Origin of the sequence: Frankia sp. AiPs1, assembly GCF_023716945.1 — a bacterium.
Lineage (GTDB): Bacteria > Actinomycetota > Actinomycetes > Frankiales > Frankiaceae > Frankia.
The window spans coordinates 1-5,360 of record NZ_JAMQQF010000421.1; the positions used below are offsets into that span (position 1 = coordinate 1).

Here is a 5,360-nt window from a genome sequence, read left to right on the forward strand (position 1 = left end):
GCTCAAGATCGGGCTGGAGCTGTTCTACCGGGAGGGGCCTGCGATCGTGACGGCCCTGCGCGCGGCCGGCCTGCTCGCGCAGGGCGCAGGGTCCGCTGCGGCCGGCACGGGCCCCGCAGCGGCGACCGCTGGCCCACCCGAGCTGTTCCTTGATCTCAAGCTGCACGATATCCCGGCAACGGTCGCCGGTGGAATGCGGTCGGTCGCCACGTTGCAGCCTCGATTCGTCACCGTGCATGCCGCTGGGGGGGCGGCGATGATACGTGCGGCCATCGCCGCGGCCCCCACGGTCGAGGTGGCCGTTGTGACCGTCCTCACCTCGCTGGATGCGGCCGCTCTGACCGCCGTCGGACTCGCCGGACCGCCGGCGGACGCCGTCCGCCGCCTCGCCGTGCTCGCCGCCGAGGCGGGGGCGCGCACCCTTGTGTGCAGTCCATGGGAGGTCCGAATGGTCCGTTCGGAGCTCGGTGACAACGTGACTCTCATCACGCCCGGCGTGCGTCCGGAGGGGGCTGAGGCGGCCGACCAGGCCCGAATCGCGACCCCGCGAGAGGCGCTCGAGGCGGGTGCGGACCTGGTCGTGGTGGGCCGTCCGATCACCCGAGCCGCCGATCTGGGCATAGCGGCAAAGGTCGTCGCAGACAGTATTTCCGCAGGTCAGGGGCCTGCGTCTCGCTGACGGCCGAGGTCAGGGCGGGGTGTGTTCGTCCTGGTGCGGTACGAAGCGGTACGGTGGGGCCGTCGTAGACCGAAAGGGTGCGGCACGAGCGGGCCACCCCTTTCGTCCCGTCAAAGCCTTCTCTTGTGCGAACAATATGTCCGCATCAGAGTGTTGTGGCCAAGGCTGGACCGAGGAGCCACTTCCTCGCTAGTTTGCGCGGCGCGATCACCCAATTGAGGAGGCGTACCCGTGCCCCTGCCGCCCCTAACGCCCGAGCAGAGGGCCGCCGCCCTCGAGAAAGCCGCGCTGGCTCGTAAGCAGCGCGCGGAACTCAAGGAGCGGTTGAAGAAGGCCGAGACCACTCTGGCCGCCGTCTTGGAACAAGCCGAGGCCGATGAGGTCGTCGGCAAGATGAAGGTTTCGGCTGTTCTGGAGTCGCTTCCCGGAGTTGGGCGCGTGCGCGCCCAGAAGATCCGAGAACGACTCGGGATCAGTCCGACCCGCCGGCTGAGAGGGCTCGGCGCGAAGCAACGCGCCGCGCTCCTCGAGGAGTTCGGAACGGCCTGATCCGGCGGAGTGGGAAATCCACTCCGGCAACCGGAGTAGGGCCTTGGCGGGACGCGGCGTCGCCGGGTGAGTGGTCTCACTCACGTTCTTCCGGCGAAGCCGCGGTACCTTCCGAGCGGATCGAGGGCCGGCATTCTTTACCGGCCCTCGATCCGAAAGTCCATGGGAAAGAAGTCCCTCCCTGGGTCATCCGCGGCGGATGACCGCTGTGCGGCAGCCGTCCCGGAGGCCCTAGGGTTGGGGCCGTGGGTCTCACAGTGCTGTCCGGGCCGTCCGGCGTCGGGAAGGGAACGGTCGTTGCGGCCGTCCGCGAGCGTCATCCCGAGGTCTGGGTCTCGGTCAGTGCGACCACCCGGGCTCCCCGGCCCGGGGAGACCGACGGTGTCGAGTACCACTTCGTCGACGCCGAGGAGTTCGCCCGGATGGTCAAGTCCGGCGAGTTCGTCGAGCATGCGATGTTCGCCGGGCACGCCTACGGCACCCCGCGGGGTCCCCTGCTGGAACGGCTCGCCGTCGGCGACCCGTGCCTGCTGGAGATCGAACTGCTCGGGGCCCGCCAGGTGCGTTCGGCGATGCCCGACGCCCGGTTCGTCTTTCTCGCCCCACCCACGTTCGAAGAGCTGATCCGGCGGCTGACCGGCCGGGGCACCGAATCGCCCGAGGTCATCGCCCGCCGGCTGGACCGGGCTCGCATCGAGCTCGCGGCCGAGACGGAGTTCGACCACGTGGTCGTCAACGACGATGTGCGGGCCGCGGCCGCGCGGTTGGTAGCATTGATGATCGGCTCCTAGGTGCGGGTCCGCTCGTACCGCGCCGTGAAGCCGCACCTCACGTGCCTGATCCGGGTGCAGGCGGCTTGCCGGCCTGTGCAGGCAGGCCCGTGTGCGCCGAGCACGGTCCGGACGGCGGCCGCCGCCCCGGACGCCCACCCCGGAAGGACATCGTGGCCGGAACCGTAGCCCACCCCGAAGGCATCACCAACCCGCCGATCGACGAGCTGCTCGAGGCCACCGACTCGAAGTACAGCCTGGTCATCTACGCGGCCAAGCGGGCTCGCCAGATCAACGCCTACTACTCGCAGCTCGGCGAGGGCCTGCTGGAGTACGTCGGCCCGCTGGTCGAGACGACAAACGCCCAGGAGAAGCCGCTGTCGATCGCGCTGCGCGAGATCAACGCCGGCCTGCTCACGCACGAGACCGTCGCCGACAGCCTCCCGCCGGTCGCCTGACCCAGCCGTGACCGACGAGCCCACCGGCGCCGCGGGCGCCTCGGCCCGGCGGCCCCGGGTCGTGCTCGGCGTGGCCGGCGGCATCGCCGCCTACAAGGCGGTCGAGGTGCTGCGCCGGTTCACCGAGTCCGGGCACGAGGTGCGGGTCGTGCCCACGCCGTCCGCGCTGCGGTTCGTCGGGGAGACGACGTGGGCGGCGCTGTCCGGCAACCCGGTCACGACCGATGTCTGGAGCGACGCCGACGAGGTCGCCCACGTCCGCATCGGGCGGGAGGCCGACCTGGTCCTCGTCGTGCCCGCGACCGCGGACCTGATGGCCCGCGCCGCCGCCGGCCGGGCGGATGACCTGCTCACCGGAACCCTGCTCACAGCCACCTGCCCGGTGGTCTTCGCGCCGGCGATGCACACCGAGATGTGGCAGCATCCGGCCACCCGGGCGAACGTGGCCACCCTGCGGGCCCGGGGCGCGGTGGTGCTGGACCCGGCCGTCGGCCGGCTGACCGGCGCCGACTCGGGGCCGGGCCGGCTGCCCGAGCCCGCGGAGATCGCCGCGCTCGGCATGGCGGTGCTCGCCCGCGGGGCCGCCGGCGTCCGCCCGGACCTCGCCGGCCAACACGTGCTGGTCACCGCCGGGGGTACCAGGGAGTACCTCGATCCGGTCCGTTTCCTCGGCAACGCCTCCAGCGGGCGCCAGGGCTACGCGTTGGCGCGGGCGGCGCTCGCCCGCGGGGCCGCGGTGACGGTGGTCGCGGCCAACGTCGCCCTGCCCGCGGTGGCCGGGGCGCGCACGATCGCGGTCACCTCCGCGGCCGAGTTGCGGGAGCGGGTGCACGAGGCGGCGCCGTCCGCGGATGTCGTCGTGATGGCGGCCGCGGTCGCCGATTTCCGGCCGCAGACGACGCAGGCATACAAGATTAAGAAAGAATCCGCGGCGCCCGACTCCATTGCCCTGGTGCGAAACCCTGACGTGTTGTCCGAGTTGGTGGCGAACCGCCGCCCCGGGCAGGTCCTGGTCGGTTTCGCCGCCGAGACGGGCGGTCCCGACGGGGGGGTACTCGACCACGCGCGGGCGAAACTGGCCCGCAAGCCCGTCGATCTCCTCGTGGTCAACCAGGTCGGCGCCGGGCTCGGGTTCGAGGTGGCGGACAACGCCGCGGTGGTCCTGTCCGCGGACGGGCGGGAGACGACGATCGAACGGACGAGCAAGGATCTGGTCGCGCACCGGATCCTCGATCTCGTGGCAAAGTTCTCGACCGATCACGATGGCGGAACGCCGGGCGAGGCAGTGCGGGTGCCTGTGCACACTCCTCGGTAAGCTTCGTCGGAATCAACCGGATCTCCCAGGGGGTTAGACCAGTGGCGACGCGCCTGTTCACGTCCGAGTCCGTCACCGAGGGACATCCGGACAAGATCGCTGACCAGATCAGCGACTCGATCCTCGATGCCATGATCAAGGACGACCCGAAGAGTCGGGTCGCGGTGGAGACGCTCATCACGACCGGCCAGGTCCACGTCGCGGGTGAGGTCACCACCAAGACCTACGTCGACATCGCCGCGGTCGTCCGCGAGCGGATCCTGGAGATCGGGTACGACTCGTCCAAGAAGGGTTTCGACGGCGCCTCCTGCGGGGTCAGCGTCTCCATCGGAGCGCAGTCCGCGGACATCGCCCAGGGCGTGGACACCGCCCATGAGACCCGCGTCGAGGGTTCCAGCGAGGACGAGCTCGACCGTCAGGGCGCCGGTGACCAGGGCCTGATGTTCGGCTTCGCCTGCGACCAGACCCCCGAGCTCATGCCGCTGCCGATCGCGCTGGCGCACCGCCTCGCCCGGCGGCTGTCCGCGGTCCGCAAGGACGGTCAGGTCGGCTACCTGCGCCCGGACGGCAAGACCCAGGTCACCATCGAGTACGCCGACGGCAAGCCCGTCCGCCTCGACACCGTCGTCGTGTCCACCCAGCACGCCGCCGACATCGACCTCGACACGCTGCTCGCGCCCGACATCGCCGAGTACGTCGTCGAGCCGGAGCTGGCGCTGCTCGAGATCTCCACCGAGGGCCGCCGGCTGCTGGTCAACCCGACCGGCCGCTTCGAGATCGGCGGCCCGATGGGCGACGCCGGCCTGACCGGCCGCAAGATCATCGTTGACACCTACGGCGGCTACGCCCGTCACGGCGGCGGCGCCTTCTCCGGCAAGGACCCGTCCAAGGTCGACCGTTCGGCCGCCTACGCCATGCGCTGGGTCGCCAAGAACGTTGTCGCCGCCGGCCTCGCCAGCGCCTGCGAGGTGCAGATCGCCTACGCCATCGGCAAGGCGCACCCGGTCGGCCTGTTCGTCGAGACCTTCGGCACCGGCACGGTCCCCGAGGAGCAGATCCAGGACGCCGTGACCCAGGTGTTCGACCTGCGCCCGGCCGCCATCATCCGCGACCTGGACCTGCTGCGCCCGATCTACGCCCAGACCGCCGCCTACGGGCACTTCGGCCGCCCCGAGCTCGACTTCACCTGGGAGTCCACCTCGCGCGCCGAGGCGCTCCAGCGCGTCGTCAAGGGCTGACGCCCCGACCGCCGCTGGCTGGCACGACCCGGGTAGCCGGGCTGGACCGCACCGCCGGCCCGGCCCGGCTTCCCCTTTTCCCGGCCGCCGATCGCCGTGCGCTGATCGCGGTGGGCTGATCGCGGTGGGCCGATCGTTGCGGCGCCGATCTCCGTGATCGATCGCGGAGGGCCGATTCCCGAGGGCGACCCGGGATGGCGTGGCCGACGATTGCTGTCGGAGATGGCTGGTACTAATGCCCTCATGACCGATCAGCCCGCGACGATCCCCGGCGTCGGCCCGGGGCCGGCCGGGCGACCCGGCCGGGATTCGGCGGCGCGCGCAGGCTCCGGTGCGAGCGGGGGCCCGGGG

Annotated in this window: 6 protein-coding genes; all 6 read left to right on the forward strand. The window is 71.4% G+C overall.

Annotated features, from left to right (window positions below; all coding sequences use genetic code 11):
* Positions 1–679 (forward strand): orotidine-5'-phosphate decarboxylase (gene pyrF, locus ND748_RS24385; RefSeq protein ID WP_251748302.1); only part of this gene is annotated, 679 nt, incomplete at its 5' end.
* A 231-nt stretch (positions 680–910) separates the two neighbouring features.
* Positions 911–1,228: an integration host factor, actinobacterial type gene (gene mihF / locus ND748_RS24390; RefSeq protein WP_009742797.1), complete on the forward strand. Its 318-nt coding sequence runs from the start codon at positions 911–913 to the stop codon at positions 1,226–1,228.
* A 245-nt stretch (positions 1,229–1,473) separates the two neighbouring features.
* Positions 1,474–2,019: a guanylate kinase gene (gene gmk, locus ND748_RS24395; RefSeq protein WP_251748303.1), complete on the forward strand. Its 546-nt coding sequence runs from the start codon at positions 1,474–1,476 to the stop codon at positions 2,017–2,019.
* Positions 2,020–2,171: 152 nt separating this feature from the next.
* Positions 2,172–2,456, forward strand: a complete 285-nt coding sequence (rpoZ, locus tag ND748_RS24400; protein WP_251748304.1) for a DNA-directed RNA polymerase subunit omega — start codon at positions 2,172–2,174, stop codon at positions 2,454–2,456.
* 7 nt (positions 2,457–2,463) lie between these two features.
* Positions 2,464–3,771: a bifunctional phosphopantothenoylcysteine decarboxylase/phosphopantothenate--cysteine ligase CoaBC gene (gene coaBC / locus ND748_RS24405; RefSeq protein WP_251748305.1), complete on the forward strand. Its 1,308-nt coding sequence runs from the start codon at positions 2,464–2,466 to the stop codon at positions 3,769–3,771.
* A 41-nt stretch (positions 3,772–3,812) separates the two neighbouring features.
* Positions 3,813–5,009: a methionine adenosyltransferase gene (metK, locus tag ND748_RS24410; protein ID WP_251748306.1), complete on the forward strand. Its 1,197-nt coding sequence runs from the start codon at positions 3,813–3,815 to the stop codon at positions 5,007–5,009.
* Positions 5,010–5,360 lie beyond the last annotated feature (351 nt).